We start from the raw sequence: 25,775 nt of genomic DNA, 5'->3' as shown, positions 1-25,775 counted from the left end.
GCCCCTCACTCGCCGCGGAGCCGGTAGCCGACCCCGCGCACGGTCTCCACCAGCCGGGGCTCGCCGAGCTTGCCGCGCAGCGAGCCCACGTGCACCTCGACGGTGTGCCGGTCGGCCCAGGTGGTGCCCCAGACGTCGAGCAGGATCCGGTCCCGGGGCACCGCCACGCCGGGCTGGCGGGCCAGCGAGAGCAGGATGTCGAACTCCTTGCGGGTCAGCGCCACCGGCCGCCCGGCGACGGTGACCGTACGGCCGGCGACGTCGATGCGCACGGCGCCGGCCTCGATCAGATCCCGCTCCGGCACGGTGTGCGACGCGCGGCGCAGCACCGCCTCTATCCGGGCCTGGAGTTCCACCATCGAGAAGGGCTTCACCACGTAGTCGTCGGCGCCCAGCCGCAGGCCGAGCACCCGGTCGCGTTCCTCGCCCCGGGCGGTCACCGCGATGATGCCGAGCTGGCTGCTGCGCCGGCGCAGCTCCCGGCAGACCTCGGTGCCGTCCCCGTCGGGCAGGGTCAGGTCCAGCAGCACCAGGTCGCACGGGGCGGCGGAGAGGGCCGCGGCGACGGTGGCGGCGTGCTCGACCTCGTACCCGCGCCGGGTCAGCGCCGAGGAGAGGGCGGCGGCCACCCGACGGTCGTCCTCGACCAGCAGGATGCGCACGGGTGACCCCCATTCGTCGTACGGATGACGTGCGAATGGTGGCAGAAGAGCGCGACGGGCGGGAGGCCCGGGGCCGTACGCTGCCGTCATGATCTACAAACTGGTGACCCTCGACGAGTGGGCGCGGGCCGGGGTGGACGGGTATGTCCCCGCCTCGGCCCTGGACCGCCAGGACGGGTTCCTGCACCTGTCGGCGGCGGACCAGATCGTGGAGACCGCCCGGCGGCACTACGCCGGCGCCACCGGGCTGGCCCTGCTCACGGTCGAGGAGGACCTGCTCGGCGACGACCTGCGCTGGGAGCAGTCCCGCGGCGGCGCCTGGTTCCCGCACCTCTACGGCGCGCTGCCGCTGGAGGCGGTCACCGGCGTCGCGGAGCTGCCGGCGGACGTGCCCGCCGCCGAGGCGGTGGCCGACCTGCTGCGCTGAGCCGGCAGCCGAGGAGGCCCGGGACGAGTCGTCGTCCCGGGCCTCCTGGTGCGCCGGGTCAGCGGCAGAGCCGCCCGATCTCCTCCTGGAACCGGTCCATCGGGTTCGCCTCGGCCGGGCCGAGCAGGTAGGTCTTCAGCTCGCGCCGCGCCTCGGTCATCGGGTCGTCGCCGGTGCGGGTGAGCGCGAGGATCTTCTCCAGCTCGCCGCAGTCGACCGAGAGCAGGTACGCCGCCCGCGAGGTCGGGAACTCCCGGCGGAACTCGTCCTCGGGCAGCCCGCTCGGGTTGGCGACCACGTACGGCCGCTGGCTCTGCACGAAGTCGGAGACCACGCTGGACACGTCGCTGATCAGCAGGTCGGTCTGGTTGAAGCAGTCGAACAGCGCCGGGACGCGGCCGGTGACCACGCGGTGGCCGGGGCCGTCCAGCGAGGTGGCGTCGACGTCGCCGCCGGCCGCCCGGACCAGCGACACGATCCGCTCGTGCGCGGCCTTGGCCTCCTTGGAACGGGAGCCGGTCAGCGGGTGCGGCTTGTAGATCAGCCGGACCGCGGGCGAGGTGGCGAGCAGTCCCTTGACGATCCGCTCGCCCATCAGCACCACGGAGGTGTGGTACGGGTCGTCGTCGAGCCAGCCCTCCCAGGTGGGGGCGTAGAGGACGGTGAACGGCCGGTCCTGCGCGGGCGCGCCGAAGGTGTGCACACCGGCGAGCTGCGGCCGTCCGATCTCGACGATGTCCTCGTCACGCACGCCGACGTCGGCCCGGGCGTAGCGCTCCCGGCCGGCGAGGCCGGCGACCCACACCTCGTCGTACACCTTGCTGTAGGGGTTGACGCTGGCCTGCTTGTCGCTGTCGCCGTGCCCGACGAAGACGTGCTTCATGCCCGGCTCGCGGAGCATGTGGATGTTCGCGCCGACGTTCGCGGCGTAGAGCGCGGCGCGGACGGTGCCCAGTTCGAGGTTCATGAAGTCGACCCCGGCCGGTACGCAGACCACCGGCAGCCGGGTGTCGGCCAGCTCGAGGAACGCCTCCTTGCTGCGCATCAGCACGATGCCGCGCTGGTTCAGCGCCTCGGTCGGGGCCAGCCACATGTTGGCCTGGTAGACGTCCTTGGCGGGGCCGGCGAAGTAGAGCGCCACCTCGGGCCGGTAGCTGTCCAGCCAGCGCTGGAGCACCGGCAGCACCGGGCTCTTGCCGGTGCCCCGGCCGCGCAGCCAGGTGAGGGCGATGATCGCGCCGACCGCCGCGGCGGCGATGACGGCCACCGCGCCGACGACCAGGACCGGGGTGACGTCGTCCTGGACCGCGGCCACCACGGCGGCCGGGATCAGCAGCACGTTCGCCACCGCCAGCGGGACGCCGGCGAGGTCGGACGCCCACTGCGGCGGGCGCGGCGCGGACCGGATCGGGCCCAGCTCGATGTTGCGGACCAGCGCGGAGATCGGGTTGCGACGGTCGATCATCGTGTTGAGCGCGCCGGAGAAGACGGCGATCACCCACACCACGGCCGGCAGGATCAGCAGCCAGGTCACCTCGATCGCGGTCAGCCGGACGGTCGCGGCGACCAGCAGCACCGTGGCCAGGTCGCGGCTGAGCTGCCGGTAGCCCCGGTTGAGGCCGACCTTCTCCAGCAGGAGGTCCGACGGCGGCGACCACCGGGAGAGGGCGAACTCACCGACGACGGCGGCCAGCCCGGCCACGGCGAAGACGGGCACCCAGCCGAGGGCGCCCGCGACGAGCATGACCAGATAGGACAGCACCAGCAGCGCGCCACGGGCGGCGACGCCGATGCGTTCCATTAACGTGCCGAACAACGGTTACGCTCCTATGAGATCGATGACGGGCGTTGCCCGTGTCGTCGACGTCACGCCGCGACGTGGGTGGTATTTCCCGCGCCGTGTCCGGTTCGACCCGGCTGCGGGTGACTGCGACCTTAACGCGAGTGGATGCCCCGGCGTCGCTCGGGTGTCGGGAACGATCATCGTCGCCGCGACCCGGGCCGGCGCGCCGCCGGGGCGTGGGTGTCGGACCGCTCAGCCGGCCGGTCGGTAGCAGGTCATCGCCCCCGGCCCCTTGCGCGCGGCGAACTCCTCAAAGCCGAGGTCGACCACGGTGTCGCGGGCGTACCGGTTGCCGTTGTAGACGCAGATGGTGCCCACGCCGACCCGCCGCACCGCCGTGGCCACCTGGTCCTTCGGGGGCTGGATCCGGCCGTCGGCGAACCTGGCGAGCAGCAGCCGGTCCTTGGCGAAGTCCGAGTTGAGGTCGTACTCGACCAGGTAGAAGTCGCGCGGCAGGACCACCCGGACCTCGCTGGTGACGATCAGCGAGGTCCGCATGATCACCGACGGGGCGAGCAGGAGGCCGTCCGGCCGGTCCTGGTCGGAGATCCAGAACGCGATCTTCTGCCGCTGCTGGGGCAGCTTCCAGGTGGGCCGGTCGTGGGTCTCCACCCAGCTCTCCGGCGACCACATCGGAGTGGCCCAGATCGCGAAGCAGGCGACCATCGCCGCCGCGAGCACGGCCCCGACCGCGCCGCGCAGCAGCGGCGCGGGTGACGGGACGTCCACCGTGCAGAGCAGGCCGATCAGCGCCGGCAGGGCCAGCAGCCAGGGCACCCGCCAGAGCACCACGGAGATGCCGCTGAGATCGCCCAGCACCTCCAGCACGCCGGGGATCAGCAGCACGCTCATCGTCAGGGTGGCGCCGGCGGCCAGCAGCGCCGGGGTGCGGCGCCGGGCCAGCAGCGGGCCGCACCAGAGCGCCAGGCCGCTGATCACGCCGACGATCCCCACCAGCAGCGTCCGCCGGTAGGTGTACTCGGCGTCGAAGAAGGCGTCGTCCGCGCCGGTCGCGTTCATCCCGCCGAGCACCAGCCGGGACACCACGATCGCCCCGATCGGGTACGCGACGGCGGCCACCCCGCCGATCAGGGCGTCCTTCCAGCGGCCGACCAGCAGCATGGCCAGCCCCGCCGCGCCGACCAGCATCGGCAGGATGATCGCCGAGGTGGTGGTCAGGCCGGCGGCGGTCACCGACAGCGCGAAGACCAGCAGCAGCGACCGGCGCGAGCGGGTGTCGAACCACTCGGTCAGGTAGAGCCACATCAGCGGGATGACCGCCGAGACGAACATGCCCTTGCCCTCGTAGAGCCGGGGCAGGTGGAAGGTGCCCAGCGCGGCGTCCGCCCCGGCCACCAGGTAGAGGTAGGCGACGGCGACGCTGAAGGCGAGCACCGGGCGGCGGGGCGCCCACCGGTGGACCAGCCGCCAGAGCGCCAGGATGGCCAGCACGGCCAGCGCCGGCAGCAGCACGTACCAGGTCGCGGAGGCGCCGTGGATGCCGAGCACCCGGCCGAGCGCGCCGGCGAACACCTCGATGGAGGGGGTCGGCGGCTGCGAGCCCATCGCCGGGGCGACGTTCTCGGTGAAGAGGAAGTCGTTGAGCGGGACGATGTCGCGCTCGGCCACCCAGACCGACTTGCCGACGTAGTAGACGTCGTCGGGGGTGTTGCGCGCGATGAACAGCGAGGAGATCGCCACCCCGACCGAGATCAGCAGCGCGTACGCCGACTGGAGCGCGGTCGGCGCGGGCGCCGCCGGCTCCGGCGCGGGCCCGGCCAGCCAGGCCCGCCGGGTCAGCAGCATCACGCCGACGGCCGCGACCATCCCGGCGGCGGCCGGCACCCACCAGGAGATGCCGTCCCCGGCCGGCGTGCCGGCCAGGCCGGCGGTGATCGCCGCCACGGCGGCGGCCGCCACCACCGGCAGCACCCAGCGGCGCGGGTGAGCGGCGGGGGCCGGGCTCGGCGCCACCGGCGTCGACGCGGTGGCCGCGCCGCTGCGCCGCCAGGCGCGCACCCCCGCCCAGCCGGCCAGCAGGACGCCGGACGCCACCCAGATCAGGAAGGTCACCGACGGACGGAGGCTGAACAGGAACGCGGCGTGGTAGAGCACGGTCCACAGGGCGAAGCCGACCACGCCCGCGTCGGTGACGGCGGCGGGCGCCGCCGCGATCAGCGCGGACAGCCGGCGCCGACCGGTCGCGTGCGGGCTCTGCGGGGACGCGTCCGCGGGAGCGGGACGCTCCTCGACGGCAACGTGGTCGGCGTTCGACACGGGTCGTCCTTGTCGTTGTGTGGGCGATGTGCGCGACAGGCATGCGGCGGGCGGCGCCACGGGGGCGGCCCGGCTCCGGTCCGGGTTGCAGAGTAGCCGGAACCACCTTTTCGTGATGTCCAACAGGTGGCGTGGCGGTGACGCGTCGGGGTCCACGGGGTTGTCCCGGGTCAGCCGGACACCGGCGCCTCGCGCTGGCGGGGCAGTGCCGGTTCGGCGCCGAGGCCGGCCGCGACCGCCTCGGCGAGAGTGTCGAGGTAGGTGTCGGTGAGCGGGGTGCGGGCGATGGCGAGCCGCCAGTAGAGCGGCCCCACGATCAGGTCGACCGCGGCGTCCGGGTCGGTGCCGGCCGGCAGCTCGCCGCGCTCGATCGCCCGGCCGATGAGCTGGCCGCCGATCTCCTGCTGCTTGCCCCGGAGCACCTGCTGCAGGGTCTGGTCGATGGTCGGGTTGCGGGCCGCCTCGGCGAGCAGGTCGGGGATGATCTGCGAGGCCAGCGGGTGGCTCAGCGCGTGCGCCATCACCTGGAACAGCAGCGCCAGGTCGCCGCGGAGGGTGCCGGTGTCCAGCGTGGGCAGCTTGCTGCCGGCGGCGGCGACCACGTTTTCCAGGACCAGTTCGAGCTTGGAACTCCACCGCCGGTAGATGGCCGTCTTGCTGACCCCGGCCCGGCGGGCCACCGCCTCGATGGAGAGCCGGCCGTAGCCGACCGCGGCGAGCTCCTGCATCAGCGCGCGCCGGATGGCCTTCGTGATGTCGCCCCGGAGCACCGCGGCGCCGGCCGGCGTACGCCTCTTCTCGCTGGTCATCGGGGACCTTCCGCAGCTGTCACGTGGGCCAATGTACCGCAACGACGGTACGGTTGCGTCCCGACGTGTTTTGGACTACCGTCCACGCAGCGACGAGGCGGCCTCCGCGAACAGTCCCTCGTAAGATTCCATCGTCGCGAGCATCCCGTTGGCACGAAAGATCGGAGTGCCCTTCCATGGCCGACACCGCGCTGGTCGACCCCGAAACGGGCCTGACCCAGGCGCAGCTGGCCGCCCGGCACGGACTACGGGTCGCCGGTGAGCGCCCCTCCCTGGCCGAATACAGCCGCCGGCTGTGGTCCTACCGGCACTTCATCGCCGCGTACGCCAACGCCAAGCTCGTCGCCTCGTACAGCAACGCCAAGCTGGGTCAGGTCTGGCAGGTGCTGACCCCGCTCACCAACGCCCTGGTCTACTACCTGATCTTCGGGATCGTGCTCGCCCAGAACGAGATCCCGAACTTCATCGCGTACCTGACCACCGGGCTGTTCATCTTCAACTTCACCCAGAGCGCGGTGCTGGCCGGCACCCAGTCGATCAGCGGCAACCTCGGGCTGATCCGGGCGCTGCACTTCCCCCGGGCCAGCCTGCCGCTGGCCGCCACGGTCACCCAGTTCCAGCAGCTGCTGGCCTCGATGGTCGTGCTGGTCGGGATCGTGCTGGCGACCGGCGAGCCGATCACCCTCAAGTGGTTGATGGTGGTCCCGGCGCTGCTGCTCCAGGCGATCTTCAACGCCGGCATCGTGATGCTGGTCGCCCGGATGGGCTCGAAGGCCAGCGACCTGAAGCAGGTCATGCCCTTCATCCTGCGCACCTGGATGTACGGCTCCGGCGTCCTCTACAGCGTCAGCCTCTTCGAGCGGCTGCCCGGCTGGGCGACGACGGTGGTCCAGTTCAACCCGATGCTGGTCTACATCGAGCTGGCTCGCTACTCCCTGCTCGAGCAGGCGCCACTGCTCAACGAGTCGCTGGCCCAGCTCTGGCTGGTCGGCGCGGCGTGGGCGGTGCTGGCGGGTGTCGGGGGCTTCATCTACTTCTGGCGCGGCGAACAGGAGTACGGCCGTGGTTGACCACTACGAGGCGTCCAACGACGCCACCGTCACGCTGCCCCGGATTACGGAGCGGATCCCCACCGTGGTGGTGGACGATGCGCACGTGATCTACCGGGTGCACAAGGGCGCCGGTGGGGGCAGCACGCCGGTGGCTGCGCTGCGGCGGCTGGTGAAGCGGTCCTCCGCGCCGAACATCCAGGAGGTGCACGCGGTCAAGGGGGTCTCCTTCACCGCGTACCGGGGCGAGGCGATCGGGCTGATCGGCAGCAACGGCTCCGGCAAGTCCACCCTGCTGCGCACCATCGCCGGCCTGCTGCCGGTGAACCGGGGCGCGGTCTACACCCAAGGCCAGCCCTCGCTGCTCGGCGTGAACGCCGCCCTGCTCAACGACCTGTCGGGTGAGCGGAACGTCACGCTCGGCTGCCTGGCCATGGGCATGCACCCGGACGACGTGGCCCGGATGACCCCGGAGATCATCGAGTTCTCCGGGATCAACCAGCGGGGCGACTTCGCCAGCCTGCCGATGCGGACGTACTCCTCCGGCATGGCGGCCCGGCTGCGCTTCTCCATCGCGGCCGCCAAGAAGCACGACGTGCTGCTGATCGACGAGGCGCTCGCCACCGGCGACAAGGGCTTCCGCAAGCGCAGCGAGCAGCGGGTCCGCGAGCTGCGGGAGGGGGCCGGCACGGTGTTCCTGGTGAGCCACCAGCTCTCCTCGATCCGGGACACCTGCGAACGGACGATCTGGCTGGAATCGGGCGTGCTGCGGATGGACGGACCGACCGACGAGGTCATCCGGGCATACGAGGCGTTCTCGAACGGTAAGTAACATCCCGGACCGCGTCGCCCCGTTGGGGCGGCGCGGTCCGCGCGTTAAGGTTCAACCCGTCGCCACTCGGACGCAATCTTTCGTTCAGGCATTCCTGGAAGTGAGGATCGGCAATGACGCAGGACCACACCACTGGCCCGGACGCCACACCGGAGACCCCGGCGCCGTGGCGGCCCTCGCGGACGGTGGCGGTGGTGCTGGCCGGTGGCACCGGGACCCGGCTCGGCCTGGGCATCCCGAAGCAGCTGCTGAAGATCGCCGGTAAGCCGATCATCGAGCACACCCTGGCCGTCTTCGAGGCCGCGGCGGAGATCGACGAGATCATCGTGCTGATGGCCACCGGCCACGTCGCCGACGCCCAGCAGATCGTCGACAAGGCCGGCTTCCGCAAGGTCAGCAAGGTGATCGAGGGCGGCGACACCCGCAACGACACCACCCGGATCGCCCTGGACGCGGTCGGTGAGGGCGACGTCAACATCCTCTTCCACGACGCGGTCCGGCCGCTGGTGAGCGCCCGCATCGTGCGGGAGTGCGTGAACGCGCTCTGGACCTACTCCGCGGTCGACGTGGCGATCCCCTCGGCCGACACGATCATCCAGGTCGACGAGAACGAGTGCATCACCGACATCCCGGTCCGCGCCACGCTGCGCCGTGGCCAGACCCCGCAGGCGTTCCGCTCCGGCACCATCCGGGAGGCGTACCGGCGGGCCGAGGGTGACCCGGACTTCGCCGCCACCGACGACTGCGGCGTGGTGCTGCGCTACCTGCCCGGCACGCCGATCAAGGTGATCGACGGCTCGGACGAGAACATCAAGGTCACCCACCCGGTCGACGTGCACCTGGCGGACAAGCTCTTCCAGCTCGCCGCCGCCCAGGCGCCCCGGCTGACCGACCACCGCAGCTACACCGAGGAGCTGACCGGCCGGACGATCGTCATCTTCGGCGGCAGCTACGGCATCGGCCACGACCTGGCCGAGCTGGCCCGCCGCTACGGCGCTCAGGTCTTCCCGTTCAGCCGCTCCTCCACCGGCACCCACGTCGAGCGCGCCGAGGACGTCGAGGCCGCGCTGAAGACCGCCTTCGAGGCGACCGGCCGGATCGACCACGTGGTGGTCACCGCCGGCATCCTGGAGAAGGGCTCGCTGACCGACATGGACCAGGAGACGATGGACCGGGTGCTCCAGGTCAACTTCGTCGGCCCGGTCATCGCCGCCCGGCAGTCGCTGCCGTACCTGCAGCAGACCAAGGGTCAGCTGCTGCTCTACACGTCCAGCTCCTACACCCGGGGCCGGGCCCAGTACGCCCTCTACTCCGCCACCAAGGCGGCCCTGGTCAACCTGACCCAGGCGCTGGCCGACGAGTGGGCCGAGTTCGGCGTACGGGTCAACTGCATCAACCCGGAGCGCACCGCCACCCCGATGCGCACCAAGGCCTTCGGCGAGGAGCCCGAGCACACCCTGCTCGCCGCCGAGACGGTGGCCCAGTCTTCGCTGGACGTGCTGATCTCCGACCTGACCGGCCAGGTGATCGACGTACGCCGGGCGCCGGGCGAGCCGGCCCCGGTGCCGGCGCAGCCCACCGCCGCCGACCAGGACCGGCTGGCCAGCGGCGTCGACGCCGGCTGACCCGCGACCCGGAGGCGAGTGGGCGACATGCGTGGTGACCTGGTCAGCAAACTGATCGCGCGGGGCCTAACCACCGGTCTGGCCGTGGTCGCGTTCCTGCTGGTGGCGCTGACCGGCGCCACCGGCTGGGGTCTGGCGCTGGCGGTGGCCGCGCTCGTCGCGGCCGCGGCGGAGCGCCGGGTCCGGCCGGGCGCCGACATCAGCGCCGAGTCGGTGCTGCTCGCCGCCGGGATCCTGGTCGGGTACGCCCGCCGGCTCGACGGCGGCTTCGACCCGGCGCTGGTGCTCACCGCGCTGGCGCTGCTCGGCCTGGTGCTGCTGGTCGGGCCGCTGCGCGACGCCGGCAACCTGGAGATCCGGGCGGCGAACCTGCCGGTGCGCACCTGGACCCCGCTGGTCGCCGCGCGACTCGGCGGCGCGCTGCTGGCCCTGCTGGGGGTGGTGGCGGTGTGCGCCGCGCTCGCCCTTCCCGCCGTCGTCGCGCTGGCCGCCAGCCTGCTGGTGGCCGGCGCGTGCGCGGCGGTCGGGCTCGACCTGGCCCGCCGGCGGTTCCGGCCGGCGGCGGGCGGCGGGCCGGTCGCCCGGGCGCTGCGGGCGCACCAGCCGGAGTTCCTGCTCTACTTCTCCGCTCCCCCCGGCTCCGAGTACCAGGTCACCATGTGGCTGCCGTACCTGGAGCGGCTCGGCCGGCCGTTCATGGTGCTACTGCGGGAGCCGGAGTTCCTGCCGACCGTCGCCGCCGCGACGAGCGCCCCCGTCGTCTACTGCCCGACGCTCAAGGCGATGGACGAGGCGCTGGTGCCGAGCCTGCGGGTGGCGTTCTACGTCAACCACGGCGCGAAGAACAGCCACTGCATCCGCTTCTCCCAGCTCACCCACGTGCAGCTGCACCACGGCGACAGCGACAAGGCGCCGAGCGCCAACCCGGTGTCGGCGATCTTCGACCGGATCTTCGTGGCCGGTCCGGCCGCCGTCGAACGGTACGCCCGCGCCGGGGTGGAGATCCCGGCGGAGAAGTTCGTCGTGGTCGGCCGCCCGCAGGTCGAGGCGATCGAGGTACGCACCGAGGCGGTCACCGGCCTGGCGCACCCGACCGTGCTCTACACCCCGACCTGGACGGGGCACCACGCCGACGCCAACTACTGCTCCCTGCCGGTGGCCGAGACGCTGCTGCAACGGCTGCTGGACCGGGGGGCGACGGTGATCCTGCGGGCCCACCCGTACACCTCGCAGAACCCGGCCTCGGCCCGGCAACTGGCCCGGCTGACCGAGCTGCTGGCTGCCGACCGCGCCCGCACCGGCCGGCAACACCTCTGGGGGGCCGCGGCGAGCCGGGAGCTGTCCCTGGTCGAGTGCGTCAACCGGGCGGACGCCCTGGTCTCCGACGTCTCCGGGGTGATCTCCGACTTCCTCTACTCCGGCAAGCCGTACGCGGTGACCGACATGGGGGTGGACGGCGACGACTTCGTGGCACGGTTCCCCCTCGCCGGCTCCGGTTACGTGTTGCGGCGGGACATGTCCAACGTGGACGACGTGCTGACCCGGCTGCTGGACACCGATCCGCTGGCCCCGGCCCGGTGGGAGACCCGCCGCCGCTACCTCGGCGACTTCCCGGCCGACTCGTACGCCGAGGGGTTCCTCGAGGCGGCCCGGCGCGAGCTGGAGCCGGGTTGGGAGCCCCCGTCGCCCCGCGCCGCCGACGCGGTGGCGCAGGAGGGGTCATCCCTCTCCCCCACCGCCTGAACGTCTGCGTGCACCGGCCTCCAGGACAAGTGGGTTCCTGCCTACTCCGGCTGTCGGGGTGGATTGAGCCAGGCGAGGGGTTGTCCGCTGAGTGCCGCGTCGGCGAGGCGGTGAGCGGATGTGGTCGTGAGCGCCGCGCGGGAGCTGTCGATCCAGCGCTGGACGTTGTCGACGCCTTGGTGGCGGTACTCGACGGCTTGGACGAGGCATTCGAGCTTGTCGGCGTCGCGGGCGACGACGGCCTCCAGGGATTCGCCGGCTTCGTACTCGGCGACGGCCGCGGTGATGATGTCGGCCACGGCTGGCGGGCAGGCCGCAACCTGGTCGGCCGTGACGGCGGTGTTGGGTGCGGCGGTGAGGTAGCGCTTGGCGATGTGAGGGATGTCGGTGATCCGGGTTTCCTGAGTGTCGTGCAGGAGGCACAGCATCGACACCCGCGCCGGGTCGGCGCCCTCCATGGCGGCGAGCATCATCCCGATGAGCCCCGTACGGAACGAGTGCTCAGCGATGGACTCGGGGTGCTTGACGCCAGCGAACCACCAGCCGGTGCGGGCGGCGCGTTTGAGTACGCCGGCTTCGAAGACGAAGCTCATGGCTCCGGCGGCGCCGTGGTCGTCGCTCATCTGCCCGTCCCTGTGCCGGTGAGTCCGTCTGCTCGGAGGCTGTAGACGATAGACGTTAGTTCCTGCCGGGACTGCGCGGAGACTCGGTCGCAGTCCAGGAGTGCAGTACTGCGGTCGACGAGCGCCTGCCCGGTGCCGGGGTCGTCAAGGGCGAGGCCGCGACGTGCGGTGAGCAGGGACCAGACGTTGTGGATGTTGAGGTCCACGAACGGGTGCCCTGCTTCGAGGCGCTCGACCAGATGACGGAAAAGCAGGGAGCCTCGCCAGTCGGGATGAACAGCAGCCATAAATGAGTCGTCTCGTTGGCGACAGGGGATCTCGCCGACCCAGTAGGCCGAGTAGTTGAGGGCGGCCCGCTCGCAGGCGTCGTCCGGGTGCGCGCGGGCGATGAAGTCTCGTAGTGGTTCCGGGTCGCCCTGGTTCGCCAGCGAAGTGACGACCGAGCGCGCATCGGGCCACAGCGGTGACCAGGTATGGAAGGTGGTTGTCCGGCGGGCTGAGCGGGCGTTGCTCTGGGAGAGCCAGGCCGCGGACGCCCCGGTGGGGTCCATGCCGGCGAGGAAGCAGGATTGGCGGTGTAGCAGGACGTTCGGGTGGCGCCCGACGGTGGAACGCTCGGCGAGCACGTGCAGGTGCGCGAAGAAGGCGCGTCGCTGGCCGATGGGCAAGATCGGCCCGGCGGTCACCGGGCCTCGCCGGCGTTGCGGTCTGGAAAGGCATCTGACGAAGGTGGGGGGCTGCCCCAGAACCGCCCAGAGGATCATGTCGGTCAGGCGGTGGGTGAGGACGGACCAGCCGAGCGGCTGCTCGGCCACGTCGGTGCGTTCCACCTGGTTGTCCAGGATCGCCGTGAGGATGAAGTCCGCTTCAGCGGCGTCGTCGAGGGCGGCGAGCAGCGTCGTGTTTGCTCCGAGCCGTCCGAGCCGCTGGCGGGTCGCGATCGCCTGACCGAACGGCACGGCCGTGAAGGGCCGCCGTCCGGACTCCCAGCTCTGCACCGTCGCACGGTCGACGCCCAACTCCACGGCGAGCTGTTCCTGCGTGAGCGGGATCGACTCCCGGATCAGCTTCAGCAGATAGCCGGTAACCTCGCCGCGCTGTGGCGTTGATCGTCCGCGACCCGCCATCCGATGTCCCTACGTCGACTGGTGGTTGACGTTCCCCGCCAGAACCCCTCGTGGCCGGGACATGTGGCCTGCTCACTCGTACTGCTGGTGAGTCCAACGGCCGTCGCCGTGATCGTAGCGTCGCAGTTACCGAACGTTCCAGACCCGGTCCCGTGGTTCGGGGTCGGCCATGTCGCGTTGCCCGGCGGAGGGAGAAAGCAATGCGGGACAGGACACCGCCGCGGCGAGTCTCCTACGACCAGTACCTGAGCGCAGTCGCGATGAGCCTGGCCCGGCGGCACCGCCCGGTGTGGTCCTGGCGGAGGTGGAAGTGGGTCTGCCGATGCGGAGCCGATCTTCCGTGCCGCAACCGACACCGCATCCCGATCAACCGTGGTCACTGGCCCACCCAGGAGGAGCAGTGAGCAACGACCAGGAGCGGCGGATTCTGACCACGCATCTGCCAGGGATGGACGGCATGTGCACCGGGTGCCGGGCGTGGTGGGCTCGGCTCACGCCGTACCCATGCTGGCAGGTTGAGTGGGCGACCAGCCGGCGGGCGCGGCATCTGACCGCGACAGTGCTCGGGGGCCGCCGGTGACCGCACACGGGCCTGTTTTGCCGATCTGGAGCTGCGGCGGCTGCGACGCGCCCTGGCCCTGTCGCACGCGGCAGCGAGAGCTGCGCGCAGAATTCGACGGCGCGCCGGTGTCCCTGGCCCTCTACATGGGTGCCCAACTGGTGCGTGCCGCGCCGGATCTGTCCTGGGTGCCGGCAGGCGTGCTACACCGACGCTTTCTCGGCTGGATCCGATGAGCCTCCTGCGGCCCGGGGACGAGAAGTTCCACTACAGCGACGGCTCGCACAGGTGGATCCCACCCGACCCGGACTACGACCAGGCGGTCTGGGACGAGCAGGTCCGCCAGCACAAGCAAGGCCACCTGAAGAACGAGCGCCCGAAGGTCCGTGTCCAGCGCATCGTGTGATGCCAGCCGTACAGCAGCGAAGTAAAGCAACCGTGTCAGCCGAGCCGGACGCGTCAGCAGGCCATCTGACCTCGCATCAAGCCCGAACCGACCGCCTTGCCGAAGTTCACACCGAAGTGGTCACTGGTTCGTCCCAGTATCGCCTCACCATGAATAGGTGAGCTCAAGGCCCCTCAAACGAGGGTCCTTGGCTCTTATCTGAGGGTCACTCGTTGCCCGAAGGCAGCGAGAAGGCAGCAAGCACCGAGGGATCTTGGCATCCGCCGTAGCGGTAGGTCCACAGCTCGGGCCGGGCGAGCGAGGTGGGTGAAGGCTTCACGGGCGATGTAACGCTTGAGGGCGAGATCCGCTGCCCCCCGAGGAGATGTCGGCGGTGATAGCGTCCGGCCTGGTGATTCACCCACATGGATGTGGGGGAACGCCTTCTCGGGGGAGGAGCACGTCCTTGCGTAGATGGATTGGGTTCGTCGTTGTAGCCGCCATGGCTGCGGCGGTCGCCCTGGTGGGAAGTCCTGCACAGGCCACGATTTATGACAAGCGAAACGACTTCAGCCGCGACGGTGTCAGCGACATTCCGTTCATCTTGTCCAGCGGCGGCATGATGGTCCAGGTGGGTGACGGTAGCGGCGGTGTCGACCGTTGGGCCGATGTCGGCTTCGGATGGTTTCCCTACAGGTACGACCTGTCCGCTCCGGGCGACCTGAACCGGGACGGTGTCGGTGATCTTGTCTCCATCCACTACGACAACGGCTGCCTGTACCGCTGGTACGGAGACGGCGACGGCACGGTCAGCGGAGGGACGCAACTCGGATGCGGTTGGGGCCCCTACAGCCTTGCCGGTGCCGGCGACCTGAACAACGACGGCAACGGCGACCTCGTTGCCGTCAACGGGAACAACGACTGCCTGTACCGCTGGTACGGCAACGGCAACGGCGGGTTCGGCACGGGCGTGCAACTAGGCTGCAGCGGCTGGAGCCTGTACGCAGGCGCGCTGACGGGCGCGGGCGACCTGAACGGTGACGGCAACGCCGACCTCGTCGGTATCAATAACGGCAACAACTGTCTGTATCGCTTCAACGGTAACGGCAGCGGAGGTTTCAGCAGCGGCGTGCAGGTCGGCTGCGGCTGGGGCAACTTCATTGACATCGCCGGACTCGGAGACTTCAACCGCGACGGCAAGGGCGACCTGGTCGCCCTGCACTCGAACGGCGATCTCTACCGCTACCACGGCAACGGAAGCGGAGGGTACGCCTCACCTTCGGTGATCAGTGTCGGGATGGAGTGGTACTTCCTGGCTAGTTGAACCTGCCCAAGCGTCCGCCGAGGGCGGCCACTGTCAGCAGCCGCCCGAGTGCTCCACAGGCTCGGGCGGCTCGGCGGAAGAAACAGCGAACAGGCATCGATATGACAGCGGTGGCCGGTAGAGGTCACTGGTTCGATCCCAGTATCGCGCAGGCAGGTCAAAGGCCACTGCCCAGTATTGGGAGCTGGCCTTTCTGCTGCCGTACAGCAGCTAAGTACAGCAATGGTCAAGTGCCGAGGGAATCGCCGAGGCGCTTGAGTGCTTCCCACAGGTCCATTCGCACCGCGTCGAAAGACGTTGACGGAGATCATCTTGCTGGCTAGGTTGATCGCGCCGTGACGTTCTGATGATGCGGGGGCTGGAATGTTTGTCGGACTAACCTCGGGGGCGCGGACCGGTGCTACTCGCCGCGCGCTCGCTGCAACCGCCGCGTCGCTGATGCTGCTGGCCGCCGGTACGACGCTGGTGGCGTCGCCAGCGTCGGCGGCCGTCGGGCGGGCAGGCGGGACGAAGGTGCCCCTCCAACCGGCGATCAGCTTCCCGAACGGGGACAGCGTCGCCGGAGGTGGCCAGATCGCCATTCGGTTCGACGCGAACGGGGACACCACGGTGACCAGGTTCCGGTACAGCGTCGACGACACCAAGCTGGACAGCGAGGTCCCAGCGGCGCCGGATGGTACGGCCAATGTGACGATCGACGTCGGCAGCGTGGGCGGTGAGCATCCGATGTACGCGGTGGCGGTCGACCGCCACGGCCGGCTCAGCCCCATGACGCAGGGAACCTTCACGGTGTCCGCCATCTCGAACCTCAAGGGCCAAGCGCTCGACGCGACCACCTGGCTGCCGGTGGAGGGGGCGACGATCCGGCTGGAGCCGGCTGGGATCGAGGTTGTCACTGGCCCCGACGGTGGCTTCCAATTCGCCGTCGATCCGGGCCTCTACACCCTCACCGGCACCCATGCTGGCCCCCCCAGCCTCTACGGCAGCCAGCAGTTGCTGCTTGACAACCAGGAGACGTGGTTCGACCTGTACCTGTTCCCGGACTCCGGGAGCTGATGACCAGCCTCCGCCAGGATGAATGGGCTCGATGGCCCCGGCGCCCAGCGCCGGGGCCATGGTCTTGCCGTCTGGTCAGCGCGGCTTGGTGGTCCGGAGCACGGTACAGCCGAACCCTAGCTGCAACAGAGACCAACGCAGCGACGCCTGGTTCCTGCACGACCGCCCCTGCCTAGGCCGACGAGCGGTAGCGGCGAGCCGGTCAGGCAGCCCTCGCCTACGTCGAGGAGACGCGGACAGGTAGGGGTAGGCAGATGCAGCCATACTGCGGCGCGCAGGCGTTGACATCCGACGGGGTCATGAACGACGGGTCGGAGGCGCCCGAGCCGACGAGATGCCGTTGCGGCGTGTCACCACAGCTCATCGAGGGCTGCGATCTGCTTGCGGACGGTTCGGGCGTCCTTCGGCGGCAGGACGGCAACGGCGACGTCCAGGATCCAGCGCAGCTCGGGCGGGTTCGGACAGCACTCCATCACCCCACAGACGGCAGTGGGGTCCCACAAGCGATGCGAAGGGTGGCGCACGAACCATGACCAGGTCCGCAGTGCATCAGACACGGCCTGGTTCCAGAGGCGGGTGCGTTCGAGGTAGGCGATGGCTCTCAAGCCCCGGACCGAGAGCCCGGGGATGACAGAGGTTGACCCGTCAAGCCGTCGCCGGTAAATGGAGTCGGCACGCAGTTGTGTGGGGCGCCTACGCGGCATTGCCCTTTCGTGGAGTCGACATGCCGATCATCGTTGCACACCGCGTTCGCGCGCACACCTGCCCGACGACCTACGTGGGTGGGGACCGGACCACAACGGTTGAAGATCCCGACTATGCGGGGACTGGTCAAGCAAGCTCCTGCGGGGCTAATTACGTTTCCGCAGCTGGGGCCGCGTCCAGCAGGAAGTGCAAACCCGTTCCTGAACCGTGTGTCGCAGCGACAAGTCAGCCGAGACCGAGCCGGTGCAACGCGAGGGCCACGAACCCGCGCACCGACCGGTCCCAGCCGGGTACTTCGGCATCGACGTCGGAGCTGCGGGCGTCGGTGAGGACGTCGAGGGCCAAGTCGGGTAGCTGGTCGCCGAGCCGGTACGCCAGTCCCACCGCCGCCGTGACCCGGACGACCGCTGTATTCGCGGACAGCAGCTCGCGGAAGGCGGGCGTCGATCCGCTCCGAGCCGACCGGACAGTGGGCGAGGGTCAGGTTGGCGCTCGCCCGGGTGGCGGCGCGGGCCTCGTCACCAGGGACCGAGATGAGCCCGGCCAACGCGGCCTCGTCAGGTGCGAACCAGACGAGTAGTTCGGCGGCGTACGCGGCCAACTGCGGGTCCGGATCGGTGAGCCAGCGGACGTACCGGTCGGTGTGCCGGGCTCCAGCATGGAAGGCGTCGGCCTCCCAGCGGACCGCCACGTTGTCAGCCAGCTCCGCAACCTCCTCGTGCTCGAACAGGTCCTCGGCCTCCAGATGCCGCTCCACCAGGGCCGCCTGGTCGTCGGTGATCCCCTCGGCGGCGGCGAAGGTCCGCCGCGGGTCGAACGGCAGCTCGTCGTCGCGCCGGTCGCCGAGCACCACCGAACGGAGCAGGTCGGCCACCGCTGCCCGGTCCGGGGTGTCCGGGTCGTCAGCGAGCGCCACCAGGAACGGCACCACGTGACAACTTGCCCCCCACCGCGTGCCCTGGTGGTAGACGTTGCCGAACAGCTCGGACAAGGCACGGCGCCGGACCGGCACCTCCGCCGAGCGCAACGCCCGCAACTGTTCCGGTACGTCGACGGCCGGCCCATACGCGTGGTGCAGCGACTCCCACGGGACCTCGTCGAGCCCGGCAACCGGGTCGGTCAGTTGATCCATCCAGCGGTTCTACCAGCGGCAGGGAGCCGACAACAGCGGCTGACATCACTCGTTGACATCAACGATGGCGGCCGAAGCCAGATGAGTGCGAACGGGCGTCGGCTCCGACCCGAACCTGGTGGACGCCAGCGGACGCTACGACTCTTGACGAAAGCGCCTTGTAGGCGAGGCGTCAGGCAGCAGCAGTCTGCGATGGTTGAGACGCCGGACGGCACCATAATGGCCGCATGGCGAAGTCGATGATCGACGGGGAGTGGCAGCAGTTCGTCTCGTACGGCACCCGCACCGGCAAGCTCGCGACGACCCGGGCCGACGGCTCGCCGCACGTCGTCCCAGTGTGGTTCGTACTCGACGGCGACGACGTGCTGTTCAACACCGGCAAGACCTCGGTGAAGGGCCGCAACCTCGCCCGCGACGGCAGGGCCGTGCTGTGCGTCGACGACGAGAAACCGCCGTACGCGTTCGTGACGCTGCGTGGGCGCGCGACGATCACCGAGGACCTGCCCGAGATGCGGCGGTGGGCGATCCGGATCGCCGAGCGCTACATGGGGCCGGACCTGGCCGAGGCATACGGGGCGCGCAACGCCGTGCCGGGCGAGCTGCTGGTGCGCCTGACCGTGGAGAAGGTCGTCGGGCACACCGGCATCTCCGACTGAGCGACCGCCCGCGCGGAAGCAGCGAAGAAGCATCGAACGTGCCGCCTGCGGCCGACCCGTCACGACAGCAGGCGGCGTGGCAGCCGAGCTGAGCGGCGCCGTGGCGAGGTCCGGCATGGACGGAGAGCTCGAACGTCCGGCAGGTGGTCCCGAGCCGCATGCGACCCACGACGGCGACGCCCGCGTCCGCAACCGGTCACAGGTACGGGTCGAGCAGGGCCAGCACCGCCGCCGGGTCCTCCACGTGCGCGTTGTGGCCGAGGCCGGGCAGGGTCGCCACCGGCACGCCCAGCTCGGCGAGCTGCGCGTCGCTGACCATCGGGTCGTGCTCGCCCCGGGCCAGCAGCACCGGGACGTCGGTGGCGGCCAGCAGGGCCGGCAGCTCCGGCGCGCCCACCGCGAAGGCGGCCGGGTCCATGGCCAGCCGCCAGCGGCCGTCCTCGGCACGCAGCCCCGCGTCGACCACCGGATGGTCCGGCGCGAAGAGCCCGCCGAGGCCGGCCACCTTCAGGTAGCGGCGGGCCGCCTCGTCCCGGGTGGCGAACCAGGTCACCGGGCGCTCCGCCAGCTCGCGCGCCCGGGCCAGCTCGGCCGGCGACCAGACCGCCTTGATGCCCAGCCCGACCACCGCGTCCACCGGGAGCCCGGCGTCGCGGGCGGCCAGCGCCAGCGCGACCACCCCGCCGAGGGAGTGGCCGAGGACGACCAGGCGGTCACTCGGGCGGGCCCCCTCGGGCACCGGGCCGAGCCCCGCCGCGACCTGCTCCGCGAACCCCGCGAAGGAGTACCCCGGCAGCGGCGGCGAGAAGCCGTGGCCGGCCAGGTCCGGCGCCAGCCAGCGGCCCGGCCAGCGGTGTTCCAGCAGCGGCGCCCAGGGCAGCCACACGTCGCCGGTGGTGCCCATCCCGTGCAGCAGCAACAGCAGCCGGCGGGTACCCGAGTCGTCGGTCATGGGCCGCAGTGTGCCACCGCCCGGTCGCGGCGCGCGAGACCCGCGCCAACGGCGACGGGCACCGGCCCCCAGGGGAGCCGGTGCCCGGACGAGCGACGGTATTGGATCAGGCGGAGTAGCCGCGGGTGGCGATCCAGTTCGCCAGGTCGATGGTGCTGACCCAGTACGACGGCAGGTTCGGGTCCGCCGAGTCGGCGATCCGGACCGTCCGGCCGTCGTTCTTGTAGCCGACCACCGCGATGTAGTGGCCGCCCGGGAAGGAGTGCCAGCCGCCGTCGGTGTCGGTGGCGCTCCCCGCCACGTTCACCACGACGCCCCGGCCGTCGGTGATCGCCGCGATCACGTCGGCCTGGAGCCGGTCGATCTGCGCGGAGCTGGGGGTGCCCCGGAACATCCGAGTCCGGTACGGGTCGCCCTTGACGATCTGGTTCAGGACCCGGGTCGTGTCCAGCGCCGAGTTGGTGCCCATCTCGGTGGTGCCGAGCGGGCCGGCCAGCTCGTCCTGGGTCCGCTCGATGCCCGCCGCGCTGAGCGCGTTGCGCACCGCGGCCGGACCGCAGTTGTAGAAGGTGGTCTGCGCCTGGTAGTCGTAACGGAGGACCTTGGTCGACGGCGGCTTGGGGGCCGCCTTGCGGGTCAGGTCCGGGTCCGCCTTGGCCTTGGTGGCGCTCGCCGACGGCGAGGGGCTGGCCGAGGGCGACGGCTTGTGGGACGGGGCGGCGACGCGGGCCTGGCTGCGGGTCGCGACGTCGTCCAGCCGGGGCGCCACCTCGGCGACGGCGGCCGAGGTCTGCTGGCGGGCGGGCGCCTCGTCGGCGAGCAGCGTGCTGGCGCCGGAGACGAGCACGAGCGCGGCGGCCGAGCCGGCGACCAGCTGGTAGGACCGCTTGGTGGCCAGGCGTCGCAGCTGCCGCTTCAGGGGGTGCTTCACGTGTTTTCCTCCACGGTACGAGGGCGGGAGCGGCGTGCCGGACCGGCGCGTGACGGGACGTCACGCGCGGCGTCAGAACCGGTGTGCGAGGCCGCTCGGCGGGGGTGCGCCCGGTCGGTGACCGGGCGGCGAGGTGGGGCCGGGATCAGCGCGCGAGGGCGCGGCGGACCGGCACGAACACCCCGGTACCGAGGTGGAGAGCAAGCCGAGGAATGCGAGGGAGCAGCAAAAGTTGGAACTCCTTCCGACACCGCCTACCGGGTTAGCTGACGGATTCGGGCGGGAAGAGCGCCCTACCACGGGCCGTGGCCCGCGGATTCACCCCGGACGTGCATGGGTCCCCGGTTCGTGGAATCACGATTGAGCGGGTCGGCGCGGCGTCGCCTCTTGCGATCGGAAACCGCACCGGACCCGGGCGACATTACTGGTCGGTCACGTGTCGGCCAAGCGCCGCCAGCTGCTTAAACATGATCAGGGCGACAAATTTGCCGTACAGTTCGACACTGACGTCACTCAATGGGACAGGCGGTTGTTCCGGGACCGTCGGGCGACAACCGGACAGCGCGGCGGCAAACACTGCCGATCGTCGCGATCGATGTCACCGCCTGTGACCGGATGACCGGTTTCCCGATCGCCGTGACGCGACTCACGGAAATACGGGTAACAATTTGGTCGCGTCCTCAGCCCACCCGGGCCGGCCGCCACCGCGCCGCGAGCGCGGTCCGGGCCGTCGCCGTCGCCGTCCGCTGGGCGGGCAGCCGCGCGGGACGCAGCCGCTCCGCCGCCGCGTACGCCTCGACGGCGAGCGCGCGGGCCGCCTCGGCGGCCAGTTCGGCGTCCCGCCACGCCGACCGCTCCCGCCCGGCCGCCGCCCGGTACGCGTCCCGCCGGCCGTCGCGTACCGCCCGGGCCAGCAGCACCTCCTGCTCGACGGGGTGCCGCCGGGGGTCCCAACCGTCCCGGTGCGCGAAGACGTCCCGCAGCCGCTCCACCGGCAGCTCACCGCGCCAGTGGGCCGCCACCGCCGCCTGGTGCAGCCAGCGCTCCCGGCCCGCGTACTCGGCCGGCGTGCGCGGGGTACGCGGGGCGGGCAGCGCGGCGGCGCCGGTGAACCGGCGGGCGGCGGTCTCCGCCTCGTCGTACGCCGTCCAGGCCCGGTCCACCTCCTCCTGGGCGGCCAGCCAGGCATCCCGCCACCGGCGCGCGGTCTGGGCGGCGCCGGCCGCCGCGACGGCGACCTCCTCGGCGTACCGGCGCAGGTCCGCCAGCTCGGTCGCGGGGTCGGCGGCCGGGTCGACGACCGGCTCGTCGGGGGCCGGGTCCCGCTCGGGGCGGGCGACCAGCACGGTGAGCACGGTCAGGGCGAGCACGAGCAGGGCCGACCAGATGGCGGCGGCGGTCGGGACCTCGACGAGGAACTGGTAGAGGACGGTGTTCACGGTGGGCACCTCCCGGAAGCGGGATGCGGAAAGAGGAGTCCCACACCGGCCCGGGGGGCGACGGGGCGAGGCCGGGGCGGCGCCGCGTGCCGGGGGCGGGTGCGGTGGTGAGGTTCTCGAGGGCGCGGTCGCGGGTGGCCCCGCGTGGCGGTCAGCCGAGCGGCGGGGCGCGGGGACCGGTCGCGGCGGCGGCCAGCCCGGTCAGGGGCAGCGGCGGCGAGGTGACCGGATGGGCCGGCCGGCCGACCGGGTCGATCGAGGTGACCGGAGCGAGCGGGGCGGCGGGCGGGGCGACGAATGCGCGGCCCTCGCTCTGGGCGTCGCCGGCGGCGAGCGCCACGGCGGGGACGGCGGCCGCGCGGACCGCGAACCCGTCGGGCACCGCCAGATCGACGAGGATCGGTGCGCCCGCCGGGCTGGGAGCGGCGGTGAGCGCGCCGGCGTCCGGCACGGCCGGACCGCCGAGGGAGAGCGCGACCGCCAGGGCGAGGCCGGTCAGCAGCCGGGAACTCCAGCGCGCCACCCACCACAGAGGACTGGTGAGCGCGACCGGGAGCACGGCACCACGCTACCGCCGATGCCGGGTGATCGCAGCGTCGCCGGGCGTGTCGGCGCGGCGCTCACCAACGTGCGTCGCGACAGTCGCCCGCCCGTTTGCGGCGTGTCGCGCCCTCCCCGGCGAACGTCACCGCGACACGCCGCAAACCGCGCGAGGCGCACGGGCAGCGGACCGGACCGGGTACCGGCCGGGGTGGACGGGGGGTCAGTGGGGGTCGCGCGGGCCCGCGTACTCGATGGGTCGGCCAGCCGGCGCGCCGTCGGCGGCCGCCCGCGGCGCCGGCGTGGGGCGCGGCGTCGGCGCCGCCGCCGCGTCCAGGGTGGACGGGGCGGGACGGGGCCGGCGACGGGGTGCCAGGCGGCGCATCATCGGCGTCTCGACCCAGCGGTGCAGCAGGGCGGCCAGCACCAGGTTCACGGCCAGGAAGCCGAGCACCGCCAGCGGTCCCCACCAGCCGGGCAGCCCGACGCCGAGGTGGCCGGTGGCCCGCAGCACGGTGACCATCACCAGCACGTGCACCAGGTAGAAGGCGAAGGAGACCTCACCGAGCCAGACCAGCCGGCGGTGCCGCCAGGGCGAGGGCCGACCGCGCACGTCGGCGTCCGCCGCGGCGGTGATGACCAGGATGTACGCCACGGACAGGATCGCCGCCCAGAGCTCGGCGCGGATCCACTGCCCCGCCACCACCCAGGTGACCACGAAGATGAGGCTGGCCAGCGGCAGGCCGGGCCCCCGCCAGCGGCCCCGCCGCAGCAGCTCGGCGGCCGCCACGCCCAGCCAGAACTCCAGCGAGCGGACCACCGGGAAGATCTGGGTGAACCACCAGGTGCTCTCCTCCGGCACCAGCGCCTGCCCGGGCCAGAGGGCCACGATCAGCAGCGGCACCGCCGCCACCACCGCCCAGAGCAGGCCGGCCCGGGCCCGGCGCAGCGCCGGCAGCACCAGCGGCAGGCAGAGGTAGAAGAACAGCTCGCAGGAGAGCGACCAGCTCACCGTGTTGATGCTGTAGAAGTAGCCGGGCGTCGGGTCCCAGGCCTGCACGAGCAGGAGGCTCTCCAGCGCGGCGCGGGGCACGATGGTGTCCGCGAACCACCACATCACCAGCAGGGCCGCCACCCAGGTCAGCACGTGGTTCGGGTAGATCTTGGCGAGCCGCCGCCGCCAGAAGTCGCGCCGCCGCTCCCCGTCGCGGGCCGACCAGACCAGCACGAACCCGCTGAGGATGAAGAAGAACTGCACCCCGGACAGGCCCAGGGTGAACACCCCGCCGACGACCGCCTGGTAGTCCGGTTCACCGACGATCCGCATGGTGCCCGCGTGGTAGCCGAAGACCAGCATCGCGGCCACCCAGCGCAGCCCGGTCAGCGAGGGCAGCCGGCTCGCCGTGGCCGTCGGTGCGCCCACCGCGCTCGTCATGCCGGGCACTCCGCCGTCGCCACGCTCACCCGCACGTACCTCTCCTCCCCCGGCCGCTCGCCGCCGCGACCGCGGCCCGGCACCGGACGGCGGCACCGGTCGTGCCGCCGTCCGGGCACCCTACCGGCTGGTGGGGCCGCCACGACCGGGCCGGGGGACGCCGACCCACCGGGAGATGTACGCGGGCTGCAGATTGCCCTAATATTCCCCGGACCCCCGCCGACGTCGTGCCCGGCGGCGGGCCGGCCGGCGTCCTCCCACCGGGCCGCCCCGGCACGTGTGGACCACGAGATGGAGCGGCGATGCACGAGCGGATCCTGATGCGGGCGAAGAAGGGCCCGTTCGACGTCCGCTCCGCCGAGGAGGCCTTCGAGGGCGACTGGATCGGGGCCAACAACGGCAACCTCGTCTTCAGCCACGCCGCCCACAAGCTGCTCAGCACGACGACCGCCGCGATCACGCCGACCGAGTTCAAGGTCAACCCACGCGAGGCCGACGAGATCAACGAGAAGTACGACGTCTACGTCATCCCGCTGGCCAACGCCTTCCGGCGCAGCTACGCGCACCGCATCGAGCTGATGACCCGGTTGGTCGAGCGGCTGAAGATCCCGGTGGTCGTGCTCGGGGTCGGGGTGCAGACCGACGTCACCGGCGACCGGGAGTACCTGCGCCCGATCGACGCCGTGGTCAGCCGGTTCGTCCGGGCCGTGCTCAACCGCTCGCCCAGCATCGGCGTACGCGGCGAGATCACCGAGAGCTACCTGCGCACCCTGGGCTTCTCGGCGGTCGACGTGATCGGCTGCCCGTCGATGTTCCTGCACGGCGACCGGCTGACGGTGGAGAAGACCAGGCCGACGCTGGAGCCGGACGCCCGGGTGGCGCTGACCGTCTCCCCGTACGTCAGGTCGATGGCGAAGATCATCGCCGCGCACCACCGGCGCTACCCGAACCTGCGCTACCTGCCGCAGGACCTCACCACCCTCGGCACGCTGCTCTACGGCGACGCTCCGGAGGACCGGGGAAAGACCAGCCAGATCCCGGTGCACACCTCCCACCCGCTGTTCGTCGAGGACAAGGTGCGGATGTTCCTGGACCCGTGGACCTGGATGGACTACCTCTCCGGGTTCGACTTCGCCTTCGGCACCCGCATCCACGGCACCATCACCGCGCTGGTCGCCGGGACCCCCGGCTACCTCTTCGCGCACGACTCGCGCACGCTGGAGCTGGCCCGGTACTTCGACATCCCGCACCGGACGATGAAGGAGGTGCCCGCCGACATCGACGCCGCGCAGCTCTACGCCGAGGCGGACTACACCGCCATGCACGCCGGCCACCGGAACCGCTACGAGCGGATGGCGGCGTTCCTGGCCGCGCACCGGCTCGGCAACGCGTTCGACGACGGGGACGCCACCGCCCGCTTCGACGAGCGGGTCCGCGCCACCAGCTTCCCGCCGGCCGTCCGGCCGGCCGCCGCGACCTCCCCGGAGGCCCTGCTGGAGCGGATCCAGTGGCTGCGGGACCGCAACACCGCGCTGGACGGCCAGGTGCGCACGCTGGAGGAGCAGCGGCTGCGGGCCCGGGTCAGGCGCGCGGTCGGCGCGCCGGTACGGCGGATCCTGAGTCGTTAACCCGCCGCTCGGCGGC

The 25,775-nt window shown here is 71.6% G+C and carries 23 protein-coding genes and 1 riboswitch; of the genes, 10 read left to right on the top strand and 13 right to left on the bottom strand.

All coding sequences use genetic code 11. The annotated features are described in order from the left end of the window. Positions 1–5: 5 nt before the first annotated feature. A complete protein-coding gene (locus tag ACTMTB_RS20875; RefSeq protein WP_088962950.1) occupies positions 6–662 on the bottom strand; it encodes a response regulator transcription factor in 657 nt (218 codons plus the stop codon). Between the two features lie 88 nt (positions 663–750). Here ACTMTB_RS20875 and ACTMTB_RS20870 point away from each other — a divergent pair, with 88 nt between their 5' ends. After that, the gene (locus tag ACTMTB_RS20870) at positions 751–1,089 is read left to right on the top strand and encodes a DUF952 domain-containing protein (protein WP_441147969.1); all 339 of its coding nucleotides are present in this window, start codon (positions 751–753) and stop codon (positions 1,087–1,089) included. Positions 1,090–1,147: 58 nt separating this feature from the next. On the opposite strand, the gene ACTMTB_RS20865 is transcribed toward ACTMTB_RS20870, so the two are convergent. The 3 genes from ACTMTB_RS20865 to ACTMTB_RS20855 form a co-directional block, all read right to left on the bottom strand. Then, complete coding sequence (locus tag ACTMTB_RS20865) at positions 1,148–2,905, bottom strand: CDP-glycerol glycerophosphotransferase family protein (RefSeq protein ID WP_441147968.1); 1,758 nt, start codon at positions 2,903–2,905, stop codon at positions 1,148–1,150. Positions 2,906–3,124: 219 nt separating this feature from the next. Next, the gene (locus tag ACTMTB_RS20860) at positions 3,125–5,209 is read right to left on the bottom strand and encodes a DUF6077 domain-containing protein (protein ID WP_441147967.1); all 2,085 of its coding nucleotides are present in this window, start codon (positions 5,207–5,209) and stop codon (positions 3,125–3,127) included. Positions 5,210–5,379: 170 nt separating this feature from the next. Further along, the gene (locus tag ACTMTB_RS20855; protein ID WP_441148128.1) at positions 5,380–5,979 is read right to left on the bottom strand and encodes a TetR/AcrR family transcriptional regulator; all 600 of its coding nucleotides are present in this window, start codon (positions 5,977–5,979) and stop codon (positions 5,380–5,382) included. Positions 5,980–6,194: 215 nt separating this feature from the next. Here ACTMTB_RS20855 and ACTMTB_RS20850 point away from each other — a divergent pair, with 215 nt between their 5' ends. From ACTMTB_RS20850 to ACTMTB_RS20835, 4 genes are all read left to right on the top strand, one after another. Further along, positions 6,195–7,088, top strand: a complete 894-nt coding sequence (locus ACTMTB_RS20850; RefSeq protein WP_441147966.1) for an ABC transporter permease — start codon at positions 6,195–6,197, stop codon at positions 7,086–7,088. After that, the gene (locus ACTMTB_RS20845) at positions 7,081–7,899 is read left to right on the top strand and encodes an ABC transporter ATP-binding protein (protein WP_441147965.1); all 819 of its coding nucleotides are present in this window, start codon (positions 7,081–7,083) and stop codon (positions 7,897–7,899) included. The genes ACTMTB_RS20850 and ACTMTB_RS20845 overlap by 8 nt, the downstream gene beginning before the upstream one ends. 113 nt (positions 7,900–8,012) lie before the next feature. Continuing rightward, a complete protein-coding gene (locus ACTMTB_RS20840) occupies positions 8,013–9,524 on the top strand; it encodes a D-ribitol-5-phosphate cytidylyltransferase (RefSeq protein ID WP_441147964.1) in 1,512 nt (503 codons plus the stop codon). A 27-nt stretch (positions 9,525–9,551) separates the two neighbouring features. Next, positions 9,552–11,267 (top strand): CDP-glycerol glycerophosphotransferase family protein, encoded by a 1,716-nt coding sequence (locus ACTMTB_RS20835; RefSeq protein ID WP_441147963.1) that lies wholly within the window; start codon positions 9,552–9,554, stop codon positions 11,265–11,267. Between the two features lie 41 nt (positions 11,268–11,308). Here ACTMTB_RS20835 and ACTMTB_RS20830 read toward each other — a convergent pair whose 3' ends face one another. Next, the gene (locus ACTMTB_RS20830; protein ID WP_441147962.1) at positions 11,309–11,890 is read right to left on the bottom strand and encodes an HD domain-containing protein; all 582 of its coding nucleotides are present in this window, start codon (positions 11,888–11,890) and stop codon (positions 11,309–11,311) included. Beyond that, the gene (locus tag ACTMTB_RS20825) at positions 11,887–13,017 is read right to left on the bottom strand and encodes a helix-turn-helix domain-containing protein (protein WP_441147961.1); all 1,131 of its coding nucleotides are present in this window, start codon (positions 13,015–13,017) and stop codon (positions 11,887–11,889) included. Before ACTMTB_RS20825 ends, ACTMTB_RS20830 begins: the two co-directional genes overlap by 4 nt. Before the next feature lie 791 nt (positions 13,018–13,808). On the opposite strand from ACTMTB_RS20825, the gene ACTMTB_RS20820 reads away from it, so the two are divergent. The 3 genes from ACTMTB_RS20820 (at position 13,809) to ACTMTB_RS20810 (ending at position 16,341) form a co-directional block, all read left to right on the top strand. Next, a complete protein-coding gene (locus ACTMTB_RS20820; protein WP_441147960.1) occupies positions 13,809–13,982 on the top strand; it encodes a hypothetical protein in 174 nt (57 codons plus the stop codon). Between the two features lie 481 nt (positions 13,983–14,463). Next, positions 14,464–15,285, top strand: coding sequence for an FG-GAP repeat domain-containing protein (locus ACTMTB_RS20815; RefSeq protein ID WP_441147959.1), 822 nt, complete (start codon positions 14,464–14,466; stop codon positions 15,283–15,285). A 438-nt stretch (positions 15,286–15,723) separates the two neighbouring features. After that, on the top strand, positions 15,724–16,341 hold the full coding sequence (locus ACTMTB_RS20810) for a hypothetical protein (protein WP_441147958.1): 618 nt from the start codon (positions 15,724–15,726) through the stop codon (positions 16,339–16,341). A gap of 350 nt (positions 16,342–16,691) precedes the next feature. Here the strand turns inward: ACTMTB_RS20810 and ACTMTB_RS20805 are convergent, their stop codons facing one another. Beyond that, positions 16,692–16,946: a hypothetical protein gene (locus ACTMTB_RS20805; RefSeq protein ID WP_441147957.1), complete on the bottom strand. Its 255-nt coding sequence runs from the start codon at positions 16,944–16,946 to the stop codon at positions 16,692–16,694. Between the two features lie 325 nt (positions 16,947–17,271). Continuing rightward, positions 17,272–17,430, bottom strand: a complete 159-nt coding sequence (locus tag ACTMTB_RS20800; RefSeq protein ID WP_441147956.1) for a hypothetical protein — start codon at positions 17,428–17,430, stop codon at positions 17,272–17,274. A gap of 975 nt (positions 17,431–18,405) precedes the next feature. Here ACTMTB_RS20800 and ACTMTB_RS20795 point away from each other — a divergent pair. Next, complete coding sequence (locus ACTMTB_RS20795; RefSeq protein WP_441147955.1) at positions 18,406–18,834, top strand: PPOX class F420-dependent oxidoreductase; 429 nt, start codon at positions 18,406–18,408, stop codon at positions 18,832–18,834. 196 nt (positions 18,835–19,030) lie between these two features. Here ACTMTB_RS20795 and ACTMTB_RS20790 read toward each other — a convergent pair whose 3' ends face one another. From ACTMTB_RS20790 to ACTMTB_RS20770, 5 genes are all read right to left on the bottom strand, one after another. Then, entirely contained in the window at positions 19,031–19,786 is a 756-nt protein-coding gene (locus ACTMTB_RS20790; protein ID WP_441147954.1) for an alpha/beta fold hydrolase, read from the bottom strand. Positions 19,787–19,892: 106 nt separating this feature from the next. Next, positions 19,893–20,717, bottom strand: a complete 825-nt coding sequence (locus ACTMTB_RS20785; RefSeq protein WP_441147953.1) for a C39 family peptidase — start codon at positions 20,715–20,717, stop codon at positions 19,893–19,895. A gap of 236 nt (positions 20,718–20,953) precedes the next feature. Beyond that, positions 20,954–21,094: riboswitch (cyclic di-AMP (ydaO/yuaA leader) on the bottom strand. 303 nt (positions 21,095–21,397) lie between these two features. Beyond that, the gene (locus ACTMTB_RS20780; RefSeq protein WP_441147952.1) at positions 21,398–22,156 is read right to left on the bottom strand and encodes a hypothetical protein; all 759 of its coding nucleotides are present in this window, start codon (positions 22,154–22,156) and stop codon (positions 21,398–21,400) included. A 151-nt stretch (positions 22,157–22,307) separates the two neighbouring features. Next, positions 22,308–22,715 carry a hypothetical protein gene (locus ACTMTB_RS20775; protein WP_441147951.1) on the bottom strand — a complete coding sequence of 136 codons (408 nt, stop codon included), beginning with the start codon at positions 22,713–22,715 and terminating at the stop codon, positions 22,308–22,310. 204 nt (positions 22,716–22,919) lie between these two features. After that, entirely contained in the window at positions 22,920–24,131 is a 1,212-nt protein-coding gene (locus ACTMTB_RS20770) for an acyltransferase family protein (protein WP_441147950.1), read from the bottom strand. A 302-nt stretch (positions 24,132–24,433) separates the two neighbouring features. Between ACTMTB_RS20770 and ACTMTB_RS20765 the strand changes: the two genes are divergently transcribed. Then, positions 24,434–25,759, top strand: coding sequence for a polysaccharide pyruvyl transferase family protein (locus ACTMTB_RS20765; protein ID WP_441147949.1), 1,326 nt, complete (start codon positions 24,434–24,436; stop codon positions 25,757–25,759). The last annotated feature ends 16 nt before the right edge of the window (positions 25,760–25,775 follow it).

Origin of the sequence: Micromonospora sp. L32, from assembly GCF_052068055.1 — a bacterium.
In the GTDB taxonomy this organism is placed as follows: domain Bacteria; phylum Actinomycetota; class Actinomycetes; order Mycobacteriales; family Micromonosporaceae; genus Micromonospora; species Micromonospora purpureochromogenes.
This window is presented reverse-complemented; position numbering and strand designations above follow the sequence as displayed.